The organism is Rhizobium sp. RU33A, assembly GCF_900156055.1.
Taxonomy (GTDB): Bacteria; Pseudomonadota; Alphaproteobacteria; order Rhizobiales; family Rhizobiaceae; genus Allorhizobium.
Genome location: NZ_FTMQ01000002.1, coordinates 814,013 through 830,900 on the forward strand (window position 1 = coordinate 814,013; position 16,888 = coordinate 830,900).

Genomic DNA, 16,888 nt, shown 5'->3' on the forward strand with positions numbered 1-16,888 from the left:
TGCCCCGTTCGGCGCTTGTCCCGGACACTCAAGCCGGAGGCCTCCCATGACGCTCACCCTTCCCGACCTCGCCAAGAAGATGCAGAAGATCGACTTCTGCATGATGATCACCAAGTCCGAATTCGGCGCCATCGCCAGTCGGCCGATGAGCAATAACGGCGATGTCGACTATGACGGCGACAGCTACTTCTTCTCCTATACCGACACCCGCAAGATCCGTGAACTGACCGCTGACCCCGTCGTGTCGCTCACCTTCACCGCGGCGCCCAGCCTTCTCGGCAAGCCCGGCATCTTCGTTGCCGTCTCCGGCCGCGGCAGCCTGATTGCCGACAAGGCCGTCTTCGAGGCGCACTGGACCAAGGATCTCGATCGCTGGTTCCCTGAAGGTATCGATACGCCCGGCCTCGTGATGATCAAGGTGCATGCCGAGACCATCCAGTATTGGGATGGCGAGGACAATGGCGTCATCCGCGTCTGATCTCCAGGTCCGTCAGCGCGAGATGGGGCGTCGACTGTAGTCGGCGCCCCATCTCGTTCCCGACGCGACATCCTCTCTGCCCATCCCGCCGCGATCAGACGGATTTTGCAGTGCAAACGGGTCGTGGGTCTCTTGCAGAATGTCGCAGACAGGCTGCAATTGTCTCGGCACCCCTCTTAAGATCGGCGCATATCATCCACTCCCAGACATCAGGGTTCACAAGGCTATGGCAGAGTTTCCGACCAAGGCGAAAGTCGTCATCATCGGTCTAGGCGGCATCGTCGGCGCGTCGATCGCCCATCACCTCATCGAGCGTGGCTGGGACGATATCGTCGGCATCGACAAGTCGGGCATCCCGACCGATATCGGCTCCACGGCGCATGCGTCCGACTTCTGCTACACCACGAGCCATGACTATCTCTCGGTCTGGACCACCCAGTATTCCATCGATTTCTTCGAGAAGATGGGACACTACGCCCGTATCGGCGGTCTCGAAGTTGCCCGCACCGGCGACGACACCTGGATGGAAGAAATCAAGCGCAAGCTCTCCTCCGCCAAGGCGTTCGGCACCCGCGCGCATTATGTCTCGCCGGCCGAAATCAAGAAACTCTTCCCGCTGATCGAGGAAGATCAGGTCATGGGCGGCATGTTCGATCCCGATGCCGGCCTCGTCATTCCGCGCTCCCAGACCGTCGCGGGCAAGCTTGTCGATGCGGCTGAAAAGTCCGGCAAGCTTCAGATGTTCGGCAATACGCCGGCCCAGTCCCTCATCGTTGAGGGTGGCCGCATCAAGGGCGTCGTTACCCATCGCGGCACGATCATGGCCGATCACGTCGTGGTCTGCGCCGGCCTCTGGGGTCGCCTGATCGCGGAAATGGTCGGCGAAGACCTGCCGGTCATGCCGGTCGACCATCCGCTCACTTTCTTCGGCCCCTACAATGAGTTCGAAGGCACGGGCAAGGACATCGGCTATCCGCTGCTGCGCGACCAGGGCAACTCCGCCTATATGCGCGACACCGGCGACCCGAAGACCTCGGAAGGTGGCCAGATCGAATGGGGCTATTACGAGCAGCACAATCCGCGCATGTGCCATCCGCGCGAACTGCTCGAAAAACACGAGGCGCGCCTCTCGCCCTCACAGCGCGACCTCGACATGGAGCAGATCATCGAGCCGCTCGAGCGCGCCATGGAGCTCACCCCGATCCTTGGTGAACTCGGCTATAACGAAAGCCATTCGTTCAACGGCCTGCTGCAGGTCTCCGCTGCCGGCGGTCCGTCCTGCGGCGAAAGCCAGAAGGTGCGCGGTCTCTGGTATTGCGTCGCCATCTGGGTCAAGGACGGTCCGGGCTACGGCAAGTTGATCGCCGACTGGATGACCGACGGCCGCACCGAGATCGACCACAACTCGATCGACTACGCCCGCTTCTATCCGCACCAGCTGACCGAAGACTTCATCGCCGGCCGCTGCTACGAGGCCGCCCAGAAGATCTACTTCCCCGCGGTTCACACCCGCGAACCCTATGCCTCCGGTCGCGGCGCCAAGCGCTCGCCGATGTATGAGCGCGAAGTCGAGCTCGGCGGCTACTTCATGGAGCTCGGCGGCTGGGAGCGTGCGCATGGTTATGCCGCCAACGAGCACCTGCTGGAAAAGTATGCCGATCGCGTTCCGGTTCGCGAAAACGAATGGGACAACCGCCACTTCTGGCGCGTCTCAAACGCCGAACATCTGGCGATGAGCGAGGATTGCGGCATCGTCAACCTTTCCCACTTCCACATGGTCGACATCGAAGGCCCTGACCATGTCGAGCTCTTGGAATGGCTCTGCGCTGCCAAGATCGGTGGCGACGCGAATATCGGCAAGGGAATCTACACCCACTTCCTCGACGACGAGGGCATGGTCCGCGCCGATTTCACCGTCTTCCGCCTCGCCGACCGCTGCCGCCTGGTCAACGGCGCCGATGCCGGCCCGCGCGACTTCCACTACATGAAGCGCGTGGCGCAAGATCGCGGCCTCGATGTCACCATCACCGACACCTCGGAAAAATACATCACCATCGGCATCTGGGGCCCGAACGCCCGCGCCACGCTGAAAAAGGCCGTCGCCGACCCGGCTGGACTCGATCCGGAAAACTTCCCCTTCGCCGCGATCAAGCAGATCGAAATCGCGGGCAAGTCCGTGACCGCCTTCCGCATTTCCTATGTCGGTGAGCAGGGCTGGGAACTGCACATGAAATACGAAGACGGCCTTGCCGTCTGGGATGCGCTCCGCGCCACCGGCGTCATGGCCTTCGGCGTCGAGACCTATGCCAATTCCCGCCGCATGGAAAAGAGCCTGCGCCTGCAGAACGGCGATTTGCTCACCCAGTACAACCTGATCGAAGCCGATCTCGCCCGCCCGAAGGTCAAGGAAGCCGATTTCCGCGGCAAGGCCAAACATCTCGAATACAAGGCGCGCGCCCAGCAGCCCGCTATGCTCTGCACGCTCGTCATGACCGACAATGTCGACAGCAAGGGTGTTGCGCGCTACCCCGTCGGCTCCATGCCGGTCATGGACGCCGCGACCGGCGAGGTGTTGATCGACGCGCTCGGCCGGCGTTCCTACACGACATCAGTGGCCTATGGCCCGACGATCGGCAAGAACATTGCGCTCGCCTATCTGCCGGCGGAGTATTGCGAAGTGGGGCGGAAGCTGAACGTCGAGTATTTCGCCGAGACCTATCCGGTCGAGGTGGCGGCGGTGGGCTACAAGCCGCTGTATGATCCGGAGAATTTGAAGCCGCGCAGCTGAGGCATTGCGTCTGGTTCAGTGGGAATGCACCCGTCGGCCGCGAGGCCGGCGGGTTTTTTGTTCTCTGATGAGCTTCTTGGTTTTCGCACAGATCTGGCTTTCGTTTGCCTGTCGAACACTGTTTGCAAAGCTACAACGTGCGCGATATTCTACCTTTGGTTAAGGAGGTTCGCATGAACTCTACCGTAGTTGTGGCGCTTGTCTTCTTGGTTGTAATGCCGCTGATCGCGATTATTGCGGTCGTCAGCCTGATCATGAACCTCAGAAAGAAAAAGGATCTGCAACGTCAGATCAGCGAAATCCAACAGCGGTTCAGTGGGGTCTTGGATGTCGAGGCCGAAATTGCTCGTGTCCAGCAGGGACTCTCGTCGGCCAACGGGGAGCTGTCTACCTTGCGATCCTCATACAACGAGAAGAAGGCGATATTTGACGCCTTGTCGGCTCAAGTCGCCATTTTCGACGAAAAGCTCGCCTTTGCGGAGATGGGGGTTTACTCGCCACATTTCGATTTTACCGACAGCGAGACATACAAAACCAGCATCTTGGACAACCGCGAAAAACAAAAACGTCTGATTGCGAATAAGAACGCGGTGATTTGTACCACAGAGTGGAAGGTGGATGGGAGCGCGGCCAAGGGGCAGACAATGACAAACCGGAATATTCGGTTGACGTTGCGGGCATTCAACAATGAATGCGATGCCTCTATCGCGAACGTTCGCTGGAATAATGCGAACGCTATGGAAAAGCGTATCCAAACCGCGAAAGAGCAGATCGATAAGCTAAATGCGTCGAATTCAATCTTCGTTACTAACGAATTTCTGAAGCTGAAACTCAATGAACTCTATCTCACCCACGAGTATCGAGAAAAATTGAAGGAAGAGCGAGAACAGCGCGCCGAGGCGGCGAGGGCCGCGCGCGAAGAGCAGAAGTTTCTTCGAGACATGGAGCGTGCAGAGGAAGAGGAGGATCGCTATCGACGCCTGTTGGAAAAAGCCAAAGCGGAGGCATCAAATGCCGTCGGGGAAAAATTGGGCTTGTTCAACCAGAAGATCGAGATGCTTGAGAAGGAATTGAGCGAGGCGCATGCGAAGGTCGAGCGAGCGCAAGCGATGGCTGAGAAAACTCGATCCGGATACGTGTATGTGATCTCAAATGTCGGCTCATTTGGGGAGAAAGTTGTCAAGATTGGTCTAACACGCCGACTGGACCCATCGGATCGTATCCGTGAATTGGGCGACGCAAGTGTTCCTTTTTTGTTTGATGTGCATGCGATCATTTACAGCGACAACGCGCCTACGCTGGAAAGAGCACTTCATACCGAGTTTGATTCAGCACGTATCAATCTACAAAACTATCGCAAAGAGTTCTTTCGCGTGTCCGTTGACGATGTCGAGCAAGCCTTGGCTCGGTTGGCGCCAGGAGCTGCTTTCTTCAAAGATGTCGAGGCTCAGGAATATCGCGAAACGTTGGCGCGGCGAAATGCTGCTCTGATTGCCGTTGATCAACAAGTAGAGGCGAGCTTTCCTGCCACTATATGAATTGTTCTGTCATAGTAGGTGTTTTTGAAGCTTGTCGCCGCGTATTCCATGGGATACATATTATGGACATCCGCAGACACCCGGTGTTCGATCGCTGGATGCGTGCCCTTCGAGACGGGCGTGCTGTCTCGAAGATACTTCTGAGGATCGAACGAATCAGGGATGGCAATTTTGGCGACCACAAGAGTGTGGGAGCCGGAGTGCAGGAACTACGGATCGACTATGGTCCTGGCTACAGAGTCTATTATGCGCAACGTGGTTCACTGGTCGTGATCCTTCTCTGCGGTGGCGACAAGAGCAGCCAGGTACGCGACATCGAAACGGCGAAGAGGCTGGAAACGGAATTGAAGGATTGGCCCAATGACCTCCATTAAGGACATGCCCCGTTTCGATGCGACCGACTATCTCGATACACCGGAAGCGCGCGCTGATTATATGGCAGCAGCGCTGGAAGAGGGCGATGCCGTCGAAATCCGTCGGGCGCTCAACAACGTCGCTCGTTCCCTCGGCATGACCGCCGTCGCGGAAGAGGCGGGGCTCGGGCGCGAGAGCCTCTACAAGGCGCTCAGTGATACCGGCAATCCAGAATTCTCGACTGTGCTCAAGCTAATGAAGGCCATGGGGTTGAAGCTTTCGGCTTTGCCAATCGACAAGGGGTAGACCTACCTCCCCCCTTGCGGGGGAGGACAGAAAATCGAAGGCTTAGGCGCGCGCACGTAGCCTAAACTTCAGATTTTCCTGGAGAGGGGCAAGTTCTTGTGGGCGAAAACCTCACAGAGCCCCTCTCTTGCGAAATCTGAGGTTTGGCCCTGGGCGGGCCAATTCCTCGATTTCGCTTTCTCCCCCGCAAGGGGGGAGATGGCGTTGCGCTCGCGGTCTTCGCCCCTCATCCGCCCCTTCGGGGCACCTTCTCCCCGCAGGCGGGGAGAGGGTAGGGTGAGGGGCAAGAGCCGAGGATTCGGCGCCAGCGGAGGGCTCCCGCTTCTTCCAAGCGCATAATAGAGTGGTGTCCGGCAAGGAACATTTACCCCCAGGAACCATTGTTCCATCATTCGAATGATGATGGAGAATGACTATGGAACTGAATGGCGTAGGTCTTATTGGCGCAATCGTGATCGGCGGTCTCGCCGGGTGGCTGGCGGAGCGCTTCATGCGCAGCAATATGGGCCTCGTCATGAATATCCTCTTGGGCATCGTGGGCGCGATCGCCTTGAATTTCATTCTGGCAGCAGTCTTCAACGTGGCCTTTGGCGGGGCGATCGCCTATCTGATCATCGGCTTCATCGGCGCCTGCATGCTGATTGCCGTCGGCAGAATGGTTCGACGATAGATCGCAGCAATTCCCCCTCAATCTCGCGGAGCGAGGGGGATGCTCTTAAGACATTCCCCAATGAAAACAAGGGCGGAGATGTTTTTTCATCCCCGCCCTTTTTTCCTCTCATAGACTTGGAGCCGTCCCGCCCTCGGATACACCTGACGATGCGATGTCAGGCGAGGCGGGGCCGGCGCCGGGGTGGCGTGCTCTCGCAGGCACAAATCCCCGGCCCGCTGCAACGGTCTCCCTCCGGACGAGGGGGTGGAAGTGACGGTGGACATCCGGATGCTGGACGCCTGAAACCCCCGATCGGAAGGACGTGCCTGAGAGGCACACAGACAAGGCGCCAATGCTGTCGCGAACATCCAGGCAGCGGGGCGAATAAAACGGCGGGGATGCGGGCCGAGGTCGATGACCAAAGCTTCATCCCCCGGGCGAGGGTCCCGGTCGGATTGGTGCACCATCCGGCGGGAACCTCCCGGGCCACCGGCCAGGCTGAGGCGTCATCTCACGGTGACGCCGCAGCGGGACCCGCGCCCGGTCGACGTTGGAACTCACGTTTCAACGCCCGTCGCCGCCTTGCCAGAGAGACGCATGCAGCGGGAATAGACGCCGAACGAGGCGCCGGAAGGAGCCACATACATACTTAGACAGGTTGCTTCTGGCGCCTCGTCCGAGACAAATTTCAGCCCACCCGGAGGGAGCAATCCCGACCGGAGTCGGAGCTTGGGCAAGTGATTACCCCTCATCCTGAGGTGCCCGACCTTGTCGGGCCTCGAAGGGCGAGGCCACCAGCGCAGGATGCTTCGAGGCCCGCGCTGCTCGCGGGCACCTCAGCATGAGGGCTTCGCACGCAGGCTGATCGCCAGCAAACAGACCAAAAACAGTTTGTTCTCTCTTGAACAAAACACTTTAGACTGCCCACATTGAACAAGAAGAAAAACCGAGAGGAAACCGCCATGGACGGACAGGTAACGCCGAAAGCAGAGATCGCGGATCCGGCCGCGCGCATTGCGTCCCTGCTCGCCGCCCAAAAGGCGGCCTGGGCGCGTGACGTCACGCCCAGCCATGCCACGCGCGACGATCGCCTGGTGCGGCTCGATCGCATGGTCGAGGGCTGGCAGGACCGTTTCGTCGCCGCGATCTCGCAGGACTTCGGCAATCGGCCGGCGGTGGTCACCACCCTCACCGATGTCGTGCCGGTGCGTGCCGCGATCCGCCATGCGCGCAAACATCTGAAACGCTGGATGCGGCCGCGTCGCGTGTCGCTTGCCTGGACCGGCAAGCCGGCCTCGGCCGTCATTCTGCGCCAGCCGCTCGGCGTGGTCGGGATCGTAGCCCCCTGGAACTATCCGCTCAATCTGATGCTGTCGCCGCTGACCGGTGCTCTTGCCGCCGGCAACCGGGCGATGCTGAAGCCGTCGGAACTGACGCCCGCCTTTTCCGAGGTGCTGGCGAAAGCGGTCGCGGAAACCTTCGCCGAGGACGAGGTGGCCGTGGTGACCGGCGGGCCGGAGGTGGCGACAGCCTTTACATCCGCCCCCTTCGACCATCTGATCTTCACCGGCTCGACCGCCGTTGGTCGCAAGGTGGCGGAAGCGGCGGCGAAAAACCTGACGCCTGTTACCCTCGAGCTCGGCGGCAAGTCGCCTGCCATCCTCGATTCCTCCGTGCAGTTCGACAAGGCCGTGCCGCGCCTCGTCTGGGGCAAGCTGTTGAATTCCGGCCAGACCTGTGTGGCGCCCGATTATGCGCTGGTGCCGCGCGAGCGGGTCCAGGACTTCCTCGCCTCCGTGAAGGCGGAGGTTAGCAGGCAATATCCCGGCCTGCCTGCCAATGCCGACTACACCACGATCATCAGTCCCCGGCATTACGCCCGGCTCATGCGTCTCGTCGAGGAGGCGCGAGACAGGGGCGCCGAGGTGGTCGAGCTTGCCGGTCCGCATGACGGCGAGGCCCGTGTGTTCTCGCCAGTGGCCGTGATCGGTGCGCCTGACGACACAACCGTCATGGCCGAAGAGATCTTCGGGCCGATCCTGCCGATCGTTGCCTATGACACGCTGGATGAGGCCATCGCCTATATCAACCGGCGCGACCGGCCTCTGGCGCTCTACTGGTTCGGCGAGGACAAGCAGGCGCGGGAGCGGGTCTTGACGGGCACGATTGCCGGGGGCGTGACGATCAACGACACGATCCTGCATCTCGCCCAGGACGACCTGCCCTTCGGCGGCGTCGGTGCCTCCGGCTACGGCGCCTATCACGGCGAAGCGGGGTTTCTCGCGCTCAGCAAGGAGAAGCCGGTGCTGAAGCAATCGACGGTTTCGGGGGTGAAGTTCCTCTATCCGCCTTATGGACGCATGGCGCAGTGGATGCTGAAACTGCTCGGCCGCTTCGGCTGAGTGGTCAGGTTTGCCGGTCAGCCGGCAGCAAGGCGGGGCGAGGACCGTTCCGGGGCAAGCACCGGCTTCGGCGTCGGGGCCAGCACCGAGAGCTCGAAATCGGCGAGCGGCATGGGGCGGCCGAAGAGATAGCCCTGGAAGAGCCGGCAGCCGGTCGTCTTCAGAAAGGCGAGCTGCGCCTGGGTTTCGACGCCCTCGGCGACGGTTTCGAGGCCGAGATCGGTGGCGATCGCCCGGATCGAGCGAACGAGGGCTGCGTCGCGGTCGTTTTCGGCAGCGGCCGTGACAAAGCTGCGGTCGATCTTCAACTCGCTCACCGGCAGGCGACGCAGATAGGCAAGCGAGGAAAAGCCTGTGCCGAAATCGTCGAGCGAGAAGGTGAGGCCAAGCCTCTTCAAGGACGCCATCTTCTCCGCGACGGGTTCGAGCCCGGCGATCAAGACGCTTTCGGTGAGTTCAAGCCTCAGACGTGTGGCATCGATGCGGTGGCGGGCGAGCAAGTCCCGCAGCGTCATCTCGAAATCGCTCTCGTTGAACTGGCTGGCACTGACATTGACCGAAAGGGTGAGACGCCCGAGCTTCGGATCGGCCTGCCAGCGGGAAAGCGTCGCCAGCGCCTCTTCGAGCACGAAATTGCCGACGAGCGGCATCAGCCCGACTTCCTCGGCGGCCGGGATGAAGGTGGAAGGCGGTATAGGGCCCTTGGCAGGATGATGCCAGCGCAGCAGGGCTTCGGCGCCGGTGATGTCGCCCTTCCCATCGACCTGCGGCTGGAAGGCGAGGCTGAGCTCGCCATGCCGGAGTGCTGCCACCAGATCGCGGGCGATGCCGTGGGGCGCCGAAAGCCGTTGCTGCAGGACGTAGATCGCGCCGCAGAAGATGAGGACGGCCATGGCCGGATTGAGCCAGACGCCGATGCGGTGCAGATCCGGGGGAACCGGCTGGGCGAATGGCAGCCGCAGATCGGCCGCATGCAGGACGACGAAGGAGACGAGGCTTGCGGCGATCACCGACAGCTGCAGACGGGACGGTCGGCGCAGATAATTGATGTAGGCGAGCATGCCGAGCACAGGCAGGAAGAGATGGGTGACGCGCGGCGCGCCATTCTGCGGCACGTCGAACATCAGGCAGAAGCCGATGACGAAAAAGAGAAAGCTGATCTGCGCAACCAGAAGGAAGAGATCGAGCCGGCGGCGGGTGACGAGCGCGAAGCAGACAAGGGCGGCGATCACCGGAAAGAATTCGGCGAAGGCCAGCAAAGTATAGCCTCTCGCCAGGAATATCACCGTCCAGAACAGCGCGAAGCCACCCACGGCAAGCGACACGGCCTGATAGACCCGTATCACACGATCCGCCTTGTGCTCCTGATTGCCCTTGCCGAACATCTTGTGCCCAATCGTCCCCTTGGGGCCCCGGTTAGGCCTCTCTGGCACGGTGATCAAGTGCGTCCGGAGGCTGAAATTCAGGATACCCTAACTTAGCCCGCTAAAGAAACCATGTATCTCGATGATCAAGTTTTTCTGTTCGTCGCGAAGCTTTTCGGGCCGGACAAGGTGCGGGGCGGCCCATCTCGCGATGAACCGCCCCTTTGGACCTTGACGGTCCAACCTCCCCCCGGAGGCTATTCAGCCCGATTGTTCAGCCCGCCTTGGCGACCTTCATGACGTCGGGATCGTAGACGCGGCCAAAGCGGTTGGCGAGGAAGGCGGGAAGGTCGATCTCTTCCTGGCGGACGAAGCCGGCCTGGGGCAGCGTGCCGTCTGCGAGCAGGTCAAGCACGGTGCAGATGCCGGCGGCCGTGGTGATCTGGATGGCGCTCATCTTTTTGCCCGCGACGACGCCGGCATAGACCTTGTTGGCATAGGTTTCCTGCAGGTAGCGCCCGTCCTTCCAACCGCAGACGGTGACGAAGACGACAACCACGTCCTGCATGGTGGCGGGCAGGGCGTTCTCGAAGAGGTCCTTCAGCACATCGCGGCGGTTCTTCAGGTTGAAGTCGTTGAGCAAGGCCTTGATGATCGCCTGATGGCCGGGATAGCGGATGGTGCGGTAGTTCATCGTGCGAACCCGTCCCTCGAGCGTCTTGGCGAGCGTGCCGAGACCGCCCGAGGTGTTGAAGGCCTCGTAGGTGACGCCATCGAGCGAGAATTCCTCGCGCTCTTCCATGGCTGGCACGATGGTCAGCTTGCCCTCGACGATCGCCTCGCAGGGCTCGATGTACTCGTTGATCAGCCCGTCGGTCGACCAGGTGAGATTGTAGTTCAGCGCATTGGACGGATATTGCGGCAGGGCGCCGACGCGCATGCGGACCGTATCCAGCGTGTCGAAATGCTTAGTCAGGTCGTTGGCGACGATGGAGATGAAACCGGGGGCGAGGCCGCACTGCGGAATGAAGGCGGAGCGTGCGCCGCGGGCGAGCTCCTCAACCTTGCGGGTGGTCGCTACATCTTCGGTGAGGTCGAGATAATGCGTCGCGGTGCGGGCGGCACTTTCGGCGATCGCGCCGGTCAGGTGGAAGGGGGCGGCCGAGAGCACGGCGAACTGGCCGGAAAGGGCCGCGTCGAGTGCCGCCGCGTCCGATATGTCGAGTTCCAGCGTCTTGACGGCCGGATGTGCATCGAGCTTTGTCAGCTGTTCGGCGCTGCGGTCCGCGACTGTCACCGTGTAGTCGCCAGTTTCGGCGAGCATCCGGGCAATTGCGCCGCCGATCTTGCCCGCGCCGATGATGGTGATGTTCTTCATGGTTGCCCCTCGCATGCCTGATGTCCGCAAATCGGACGAGATGTCATTTGTCAAAGCAGTGTGCGGGCGGAGGCTGTCGATTCCAAGTGACGATCTGATCGGATTGCGGTATCAATCCGGGCGTATCGACGAATGAAGTGGGCGAAATGCAGATCACGGACAAGGATCGGGAGTTGCTCTCGCTGCTCTCTGAGAATGCGCGGATGCCGGTGGCGGAACTCGCGCGGCGGCTCAATCTTTCCCGCACCACGGTTCAGGCCCGGCTGGAGCGGCTGGAAGCGCAAGGGGTGATTGCCGGCTATCAGGTGCGGCTCTCCGATGCCTATCAGAGTGGGCTTATCCGGGCGCATGTGATGATCACCATCGCGCCGAAGGCGCTGACGGCGGTGACCGGAGAGCTGAATGCGATCCGCGAGGTGACCGCACTCTATTCGGTCAACGGTCCCTATGACCTGATCGCCATTGTCGCCGCCCCGTCGATTTCGGAGCTCGACCGGTTGATCGACCGGATCGGCGAATTGTCCGGCGTCGAGCGGACGCTGTCGTCGATCATCCTGTCGACGCGGATTTCGCGCTAGGTGTCACGCCGCCTTCAGCTCCGCCCTCGCCAGTGCCCGCTCGAGTGCTGCGATGCAGGTTTCGTCGTGGTGGCGGCCGGCGCCTTCCCAGAGGATGGCGAGTGCCTTTGCAACCGGCATGGCGGCGCGATAGGGGCGGTCAGCGGTCAGCGCGTCGAAAACGTCGGCGGTGGCGACGATGCGGGTCTCGAAGGATATCTCGTCGCCCTTCAGGCCGCGCGGATAGCCGGAGCCGTCGAGCTTTTCGTGATGGGCGCCACCGATCAAGGCCAGATCAGCGAAAGCGGCGATGCGCGAGAGGATGGTCTCTGAGAATTCCGCGTGGCGCTTCATCTGCTCCCATTCCTCGCCTTCGAGGCGGCCGGGTTTGTCGAGCACGCTGTTGGAGACGCCGAGCTTGCCGATGTCATGCAGCAGGGCTGCACGCTTCAGGCGGCGTCTTTCTGGCAATGCCATACCCATTTCCTCGGCGATCAGGTCGGTGAAGAGGGCGACGCGGTCGCTGTGGCCTGAGGTATAGGGGCTCTTGGCATCGATGACGCGGGCAAAGCCGGCAGCGATATCATCGAGATAGCACTCGTCAGCCATCACGGCCTGGCGGCCCGGTTCAAGCGCCAGCACATAGGCTTCCAGATTCTCGGAGCCGAGTTCGGCAAAGAAGACTGGGGTGGCCAATGCTTCGAAGACGGTCACGATTTCCGGATCGAACCAGCCGCCGGCGCGCTTCTTCACTTCGACGAGGGCGGCTTCGGGACCCTGGTGGACGAAGAAGACGTCGATCACCTGCGCCATCAGCGCAATGCGGGCAAAGAGGTGGATTTCCTCGCCCTTCAAACCTTGAGGCAGGCCGCCGCCATCGACATGTTCGTCGAGATCGAGAATGCCCTTTGCCACTTCCTCGGAAAAGCGCATCTGCCGGGCAATCTCGGCGCCGCGCTGGCATCGCGTCTGGATCAGGCTGGTCGAGATCTCGCCGCCATTCTTGAAAATGTTGAAAATGCCGCGGAAGCGCTCGGCAAGCCCGGCTTCCATACCAGTGTGGGAGAGCACGAATTTCAGGATCTGCGGGAAGGAGCCATCGACCAGCTTGAAATCGTGTTTGAACTTCAGGTCATCGGCCAGATAGAGTTCGCAGATGCGGGCGGCATTCGACGAGCAGCCGAGATCCTTCAAGAGCAGCGTATAATAGAGATCGCGCAGCGCTTCTTCGCCAAGCCCGAGCGCCTGGCCGATGCGGGTGCCGATGAAGCAGCAGCGCACGCAATGGCCGGCGGGCTGACCTTCCGTCATGTCGAGCGCGTGGCTGAGTGCCTCGATCAATTCGGCAAGACGGATGGTGTTGGTCATGGGCGCTCCTTCGTCAGGGCAGATTATCCCGCTAATATTAAGAACGGGTGTTGAACACGGGTCGGCCAAGCATGTGCGTCAACCTCCTGTTCATCGCTTCCGTGCTTGTCTTTTTCCTGCATTGTCTTAAGCCATGAGACGCACTATGTGCGGATAAGCCAAACCAACGAGGACTGTCCCCTGTGATGAACGAAGACGAAGACGACAAGAGCAAGGAACTGCCGATCGGCAAGGAAACGGAAGCGAACCTCTTCAAGTCGCGTTCGATCTTCATCTATGGCGGTATCACCATGGAGCTGGCGCAGAAGGTCTGCACGCAGCTCGTCGCGCTCGCTGCCGCTTCCGATGAAGACATCCGCGTGTTCGTCTGCTCGCCGGGCGGCCATGTGGAAGCCGGTGACGCGATCCACGACATGATCCGCTTCATCAAGCCGAAGGTCTTCATCATCGCGACTGGCTGGGCCGCCTCTGCGGGCTCGCTGATTTTCGTCGCGGTTCCGAAGGAGCGCCGTCTGGCCCTGCCGAACACCCGCTTCCTGATGCACCAGCCGTCTGGCGGCACCCGCGGCATGGCATCGGATATCGAGATCCAGGCCCGCGAAATCATCAAGATGAACGAGCGCCTGATCAAGATCTACGCGAAGGCCACCGGCCAGAGCCAGGAGAAGATCGCGAAAGACATCGACCGCGACTACTGGCTGTCGGCCGAAGATGCCGTCACCTATGGCCTGGTCGGCCGGATCATCGAGAGCCACGCCGACATCGGCTGAGGCTTCTCGCAAAGAGCCATCAAAAAAGCCGCCGGAGCGATCCGGCGGCTTTTGTCGTTTGAGGCTTTTTCGATCAGATCAGCGGGCAACCGCGACGATTGGCAAAGCGCAGCTGTTCGGGACCGCGGCGGCTGAAGCCGCGCACGGTGATGCTGCGATCGGTGACGCGCACCACTTCGGCACGGCGCAGACCTTCCTGAGCGGCAGCACGCTGGGCTTCGCGCGGGCTGCAGCCGCGATCGCGGTCACGGCGGTCACGATCACGGTCGCGGATGATCGGGCGGACACCATCCGGACCAATGCGCAGCTCGATTCCTTGCGCCGAGGCGGGGGCGGCAAAGGAGGCCGCGAGCGGAAAGCCGGCAAGGGCGAGCGTGGTGACGAGTGCGGCGCGCAGGAATTTTGCGGACATGATGTGACTTTCTTCGTTGTCGTGCCGGAGCAACTCCGGCCGACGATATAAGTTCCATCGTTTCAGACCGATGCGGCAAATTTCATCGCCACTCGTGCAGCCTGTCAGCCATCAGCGGCCGAGATGTCACCAGCGGCAGGGTGCCCTCTGCACGCTCCGCATAGGCGATGGCATCCGCCTCGTCGTTGAAGCCGATGAAGATCATCGACAACGATTTCGCCTTCGGGGCGCCCTTCTTGCGATAGGAGATTTTCACCGCGCAATGGGGATAGGCTTCGTCCAGCACCGCACGTTCGGGCAGGGCATCTGCCAGCGCGAGATGGGCGCCGAGGCCGAGGAAACGGTCAATCGCGGCAAATGCGGTCGCTTCGGGCAGCTGCTTGTTTTCGCTCGATCCCGGCGCACGGCCCCAGAACAGGCTGTCGACCAGCCCCTTCGCCCGCTTCGACTTCGCCACGACGCGCCCGCCGGCGGCGACAAGCTCCAGGTGGGCATCCCAGGTCTGGAAGAGTTCCGGGGTTTGCTGGAGTTCGGTGAGGAGAGGGCGGAGGGCGGCGGTGAGGTCGGTGTGGAGGGAAGGGGGCATGGGCGGGTGTCTCGGGGTGTGGGGTGGTGTGTGGCGGCCTCGTAGCATGGCGGGGGCGGGGTGGATATGGCCGCGGGAGGCCAAAAGGCTCCTGCTCTCAGATCAGACCTAGCGTCAGGCCTCGGGCTTGGCCGCGGTTTCCCCCTGTAGATCCGGATCGCGCTTGAATTCGGCGGCAAGGTAATTGACGAAAGACTTGACCTTGGCGGCGATCAGACGGTTGTCGGGATAGACGGCATGGAGCGGCACTTCGGCAATGTGCCAATCGGCGAGCAGGCGGACGAGGCGTCCGGCGCGGATGTGGGGGCCGACAACAAAGGTTGGCAGAAGGGTGATGCCCAGGCCGCAAAGGGCGGCTGAACAGAGATTACGGCCGTCATTCACCTCGAAGCTCGGTGCGATCGGGATACGGCGGAGATCGTCCCCTCGCCGCAATTCCCAGGTCCGTCCCCATCGGAGACCTGAGAAGTGCAGGCAATCGTGGTCCTCCAGATCCTCGGGCTTTTGTGGTACGCCACGGTGGGACAGGTATTCGGGTGATGCGCAGATCAGGACCGGTGACTGGCCCAATTTCCGAGTGATCAGTGTTTCATCGATGCGGATCGTGCCGCGCACGGCCAGATCGAATTTGCGCTCGATCAGGTTGACGGGCGTGTTCGACAGTTCGAGTTCGATTTCAATCTCGGGATGATCCTTAAGAAAGCCAGCGATCATCGGAGTGAGGTGACTCGTTCCGAGATCCGGAGGCGCGGCAATCTTGAGGCGACCGACGGGTGCTTCCTGATGATGAATGGCCGCACGTTCCGCATCATGCACGATGGCAGTAACGTCCTTCAGCCGTTCGTGAAAGGCTGCGCCGGCTTCCGTCAGGCTTAAGTGCCGCGTCGACCGGTGTAGCAGACGCACGTTCAAGCGGCGCTCAAGTTGATCCAGTTGCGCGCTTACAGTCGGACGAGACATGGCGAGTATCTCGGCCGCTTTGGTGAAGCTCAGATGTTCCGCGACCGCCAGGAAGACGGCAAGACCATTCAGAGGATCAGAGGTCTTCATTCGTCAAAACATCCGAACAGTGTGGGCAGATGCGTGAGATTATCACTCGGTCTCTGCCGGCGTAAATGATCTCCATTCAACCAACTGGAGAAACGCACATGACTACTTTCAATACCCCCATCATTTCCCAGCCCGGCGAAGGCCGGATCGCACTCGGCTTCGGCCCGCACCTGATCCGGATTTCCGCAGACGAGACGGGGAACAGCTTCGGCATGTTCGAGGCGTCGATCCCCGCAGGTGAAGGGCCTCCGCTGCATGTCCACGAGCGGGAAGACGAGTTCTTCCGCGTCCTCTCGGGCCGCTTCCTGTTCGTCTGCGGCGAGCGCCAGACGGAAGTCGGGGAGGGAGGCTGCGTGCTGCTGCCGCGTGGCGTTCCGCACCGCTTCCAGAATGTCGGCGACAGCATGGGCCGGTTGATGATCATCGTGACGCCGGGTGGCTTCGAAGGCTTCTTCCAGGCGGTTGCCGAGTCCGCACCGGCCGGCCCGGCCGGCCTTCAGGCGGTATCTGAGCGGTTTGGTATTCGCTTCATCAGTGCCGGCACTGATGCTCAGGCAGCTTGAACCTCAGGCCCCGCCGCGACGGCGGGGCCCCGCTTCCCATCGAGCGAGGCAGGATCCTCAATGCCCTATCTGTTCCTTCTCTTCGTCGCGCTTCACGTGTTCTGTGGCGTGGCTCTCAGCTTCGCGATGGCTGCACCGGGAAACGGCGTGCTCGCAGGCGTGCCGGCGCATCTGACATGGTGGTCGGGGTTGCGGTGGGGCTATCCGCAAGCGCCTGGGCACGGCTAGGTCGTCATGCTCGGCCTTGTGCCATGGCATCCGCACCGTCGACCCTGCCGCTGACGGCAGTAGATCCTCGGGACTGCGCCCGAGGATGACGGCG

At 61.4% G+C, this 16,888-nt stretch carries 17 protein-coding genes; 11 read left to right on the forward strand and 6 right to left on the reverse strand.

What is annotated here, in order from left to right; translation table 11 throughout:
- The first annotated feature begins 46 nt into the window (after positions 1–46).
- The 7 genes from BW978_RS09815 to BW978_RS09845 all read left to right on the forward strand — a co-directional run bounded on the left by BW978_RS09815 (position 47) and on the right by BW978_RS09845 (position 8,518).
- Positions 47–478, forward strand: a complete 432-nt coding sequence (locus BW978_RS09815) for a pyridoxamine 5'-phosphate oxidase family protein (RefSeq protein WP_076394501.1) — start codon at positions 47–49, stop codon at positions 476–478.
- A gap of 226 nt (positions 479–704) precedes the next feature.
- Positions 705–3,266, forward strand: a complete 2,562-nt coding sequence (locus BW978_RS09820; RefSeq protein WP_076394503.1) for a GcvT family protein — start codon at positions 705–707, stop codon at positions 3,264–3,266.
- Positions 3,267–3,439: 173 nt separating this feature from the next.
- On the forward strand, positions 3,440–4,804 hold the full coding sequence (locus tag BW978_RS09825) for an SNIPE associated domain-containing protein (RefSeq protein WP_076394505.1): 1,365 nt from the start codon (positions 3,440–3,442) through the stop codon (positions 4,802–4,804).
- A 62-nt stretch (positions 4,805–4,866) separates the two neighbouring features.
- The gene (locus tag BW978_RS09830) at positions 4,867–5,178 is read left to right on the forward strand and encodes a type II toxin-antitoxin system RelE/ParE family toxin (RefSeq protein WP_083697549.1); all 312 of its coding nucleotides are present in this window, start codon (positions 4,867–4,869) and stop codon (positions 5,176–5,178) included.
- On the forward strand, positions 5,165–5,464 hold the full coding sequence (locus BW978_RS09835; RefSeq protein ID WP_076394507.1) for an addiction module antidote protein: 300 nt from the start codon (positions 5,165–5,167) through the stop codon (positions 5,462–5,464). Before BW978_RS09830 ends, BW978_RS09835 begins: the two co-directional genes overlap by 14 nt.
- Before the next feature lie 415 nt (positions 5,465–5,879).
- The gene (locus BW978_RS09840; RefSeq protein WP_076394509.1) at positions 5,880–6,134 is read left to right on the forward strand and encodes a GlsB/YeaQ/YmgE family stress response membrane protein; all 255 of its coding nucleotides are present in this window, start codon (positions 5,880–5,882) and stop codon (positions 6,132–6,134) included.
- A 944-nt stretch (positions 6,135–7,078) separates the two neighbouring features.
- Positions 7,079–8,518, forward strand: coding sequence for a coniferyl aldehyde dehydrogenase (locus BW978_RS09845; protein WP_139330418.1), 1,440 nt, complete (start codon positions 7,079–7,081; stop codon positions 8,516–8,518).
- Between the two features lie 17 nt (positions 8,519–8,535).
- On the opposite strand, the gene BW978_RS09850 is transcribed toward BW978_RS09845, so the two are convergent.
- Positions 8,536–9,903, reverse strand: coding sequence for a putative bifunctional diguanylate cyclase/phosphodiesterase (locus BW978_RS09850; protein WP_076394511.1), 1,368 nt, complete (start codon positions 9,901–9,903; stop codon positions 8,536–8,538).
- Between the two features lie 253 nt (positions 9,904–10,156).
- A complete protein-coding gene (locus BW978_RS09855; RefSeq protein WP_076394513.1) occupies positions 10,157–11,260 on the reverse strand; it encodes a saccharopine dehydrogenase family protein in 1,104 nt (367 codons plus the stop codon).
- A gap of 146 nt (positions 11,261–11,406) precedes the next feature.
- On the opposite strand from BW978_RS09855, the gene BW978_RS09860 reads away from it, so the two are divergent.
- Positions 11,407–11,838 carry an Lrp/AsnC family transcriptional regulator gene (locus BW978_RS09860; protein ID WP_054151446.1) on the forward strand — a complete coding sequence of 144 codons (432 nt, stop codon included), beginning with the start codon at positions 11,407–11,409 and terminating at the stop codon, positions 11,836–11,838.
- A 3-nt stretch (positions 11,839–11,841) separates the two neighbouring features.
- On the opposite strand, the gene BW978_RS09865 is transcribed toward BW978_RS09860, so the two are convergent.
- The gene (locus BW978_RS09865; RefSeq protein ID WP_076394515.1) at positions 11,842–13,185 is read right to left on the reverse strand and encodes an HD-GYP domain-containing protein; all 1,344 of its coding nucleotides are present in this window, start codon (positions 13,183–13,185) and stop codon (positions 11,842–11,844) included.
- 185 nt (positions 13,186–13,370) lie between these two features.
- Between BW978_RS09865 and BW978_RS09870 the strand changes: the two genes are divergently transcribed.
- Positions 13,371–13,955 carry an ATP-dependent Clp protease proteolytic subunit gene (locus BW978_RS09870; protein ID WP_054151449.1) on the forward strand — a complete coding sequence of 195 codons (585 nt, stop codon included), beginning with the start codon at positions 13,371–13,373 and terminating at the stop codon, positions 13,953–13,955.
- Positions 13,956–14,028: 73 nt separating this feature from the next.
- Here BW978_RS09870 and BW978_RS09875 read toward each other — a convergent pair whose 3' ends face one another.
- The 3 genes from BW978_RS09875 to BW978_RS09885 form a co-directional block, all read right to left on the reverse strand.
- The gene (locus BW978_RS09875) at positions 14,029–14,367 is read right to left on the reverse strand and encodes a hypothetical protein (protein WP_076394517.1); all 339 of its coding nucleotides are present in this window, start codon (positions 14,365–14,367) and stop codon (positions 14,029–14,031) included.
- Positions 14,368–14,449: 82 nt separating this feature from the next.
- Complete coding sequence (locus tag BW978_RS09880; protein ID WP_076394519.1) at positions 14,450–14,953, reverse strand: hypothetical protein; 504 nt, start codon at positions 14,951–14,953, stop codon at positions 14,450–14,452.
- 114 nt (positions 14,954–15,067) lie between these two features.
- The gene (locus BW978_RS09885; protein ID WP_076394521.1) at positions 15,068–16,003 is read right to left on the reverse strand and encodes a LysR family transcriptional regulator; all 936 of its coding nucleotides are present in this window, start codon (positions 16,001–16,003) and stop codon (positions 15,068–15,070) included.
- 98 nt (positions 16,004–16,101) lie between these two features.
- Here BW978_RS09885 and BW978_RS09890 point away from each other — a divergent pair, with 98 nt between their 5' ends.
- Positions 16,102–16,566, forward strand: coding sequence for a cupin domain-containing protein (locus BW978_RS09890; protein WP_076394523.1), 465 nt, complete (start codon positions 16,102–16,104; stop codon positions 16,564–16,566).
- Positions 16,567–16,626: 60 nt separating this feature from the next.
- Entirely contained in the window at positions 16,627–16,794 is a 168-nt protein-coding gene (locus tag BW978_RS23530; RefSeq protein WP_175616865.1) for a hypothetical protein, read from the forward strand.
- Positions 16,795–16,888 lie beyond the last annotated feature (94 nt).